At 75.8% G+C, this 1,262-nt stretch carries 1 protein-coding gene; it reads right to left on the bottom strand.

Going from position 1 to position 1,262, the window contains the following annotated elements; genetic code table 11:
* Positions 1–125 precede the first annotated feature (125 nt).
* Positions 126–1,025, bottom strand: coding sequence for a Cof-type HAD-IIB family hydrolase (locus AAHZ94_RS34275; protein ID WP_349997586.1), 900 nt, complete (start codon positions 1,023–1,025; stop codon positions 126–128).
* Between the last annotated feature and the right edge of the window lie 237 nt (positions 1,026–1,262).

Genomic DNA, 1,262 nt, shown 5'->3' with positions numbered 1-1,262 from the left:
GGGGGGCCGGCGGCGGCCCGCCGGGCGCCCGGCCCCCCGGCCCCCCCCCCGCCCCCGGCCGGGCCCCCCCCCCCGCCGGCCCCCCCCGCCCCCCCCGCGCCGGGCCCCGGCGCGACCCCGGGCGGCTACCGGCCGAGCACGCTCTCGATCACGCGCGCCACGCCGTCCTCGTTGTTGCCCGGGGCGTGCCGGCTGGTCGCGGCGAGGACCTCGGGGTGTGCGTTGGCCATCGCGTACGACATGCCGGCCCAGTTCAGCATCTCCACGTCGTTGGGCATGTCCCCGAACGCCATCACCTGGTCGCGGGTGATGCCCCGCTCGGCGCAGCACTGCTCCAGCGTGCTGGCCTTGCTGACGCCGAGCGCGCTGATCTCCAGGAGGGCGCTGGGGCTGGAGCGGGTGAACGTCGCGTGCTGCCCGGCGGAGGCGCGGGCCAGGGCGAGGAAGTCGTCCGGGGCGAGGTCGGGGTGGTGGGCGAGCAGCTTGAGGACGGGCAGCTCCGCCTGGTCGGCGTCCTCGGACAGCAGCTTGTCGACCGGGCCGATGCTCGTGGACGGGTCGAACGACAGGGGCGGGTAGGCCGGCTCGTGGTGGATGCCGCCGGTGCGCTCGACGGCGAACGTGGTGCCGGGGGCGGCGGCGCGCAGCGCCCGTACGACGGCGAGTGCGTCCTCGGCGCGCAGGGGGCGTACCAGGACGAACCGTATGCCCTGGTGGAGATCGACGACGGCCGCCCCGTTGGCGCAGATGGCCAGGCCGTGGCCGTGCAGGTGGTCCCTGACGACGTTCATCCAGCGGGCCGGGCGGCCGGTGACGAAGAAGACGTCGATGCCCGCGGCCTCGGCCGCGGCCAGCGCCGCGACGGTGCGTTCGGACACGGTCTTGTCGTCGCGCAACAGGGTGCCGTCGAGGTCGGTGGCGATGAGCCGGGGCACGGTGGGTGCCACGGGCATGGGCTCCGCGCCCGCGGACGTCGCGGGTTCGGGCTGCTTGGGCTGCTCGGTAGCTGGAGTCACGGCCTCCATCCTGCTGCATGGACGCGCACAGATGTGCGTACGGGCGCACGTACGGGCTTCATGCGCCCGTACGGTCGGTATCCCCGGTATCCCCGGTATCCCCGGCATCCCCGGCGGCCCCCCACGGCCCCCGGCTCCGGGTGGGCGCGTTCCGGGCGCCTTCCGGGCGGTCACTGACCGCACAGCCAGCGCGCACACCGTGAGCACCAGCAACAGGCACCCGGCCAGCAGCCCGGCGTGCAGTTC

The sequence above is a fragment of the Streptomyces sp. HSW2009 genome (assembly GCF_040240285.1).
GTDB lineage: Bacteria > Actinomycetota > Actinomycetes > Streptomycetales > Streptomycetaceae > Streptomyces.
Note: the sequence above shows the minus strand (reverse complement) of the source record. Positions and strands in the feature narration are given on the sequence as shown.